The sequence below is a fragment of the Frateuria hangzhouensis genome, from assembly GCF_026410505.1.
GTDB classification, from domain to species: Bacteria; Pseudomonadota; Gammaproteobacteria; order Xanthomonadales; family Rhodanobacteraceae; genus Frateuria_A; species Frateuria_A hangzhouensis.
In genome coordinates, this window is the sequence record NZ_JAPMIU010000056.1 from 1 (window position 1) to 283 (window position 283).

At 67.8% G+C, this 283-nt stretch carries 1 protein-coding gene; it reads right to left on the minus strand.

Annotated features, from left to right (window positions below; translation table 11 throughout):
* The coding region (locus OSC30_RS16850) for an SEL1-like repeat protein (protein WP_267173005.1) at nucleotides 1-180 on the minus strand (180 nt) is incomplete at its 3' end.
* Between the last annotated feature and the right edge of the window lie 103 nt (nucleotides 181-283).

The window sequence follows — 283 nt, forward strand, 5'->3', positions numbered from 1 at the left end:
CGAGGCCTCGCGGTCGCCGCGCATCGCCGCGATGTTGAACCACATATGGGCGGCGACGAGGTCGCGCGGCACGACGCGGCCGGCGGCGTAGAGCGTGCCGAGTTCGCGCGGCGGCCGGTTCTCAAGCTCTTCCGGCACGATCGACGGGGCATCCGCCTCGGCGAGGAACATCACGGTCATCGCATGATCTCCCATGACTGCACGGCCCGGGGGGCGGCCGCGGTTGACCCAATGGCGGCGAGTTTGCTTCCCATAGGTCAACGATGGATTAACGCTACGAGAC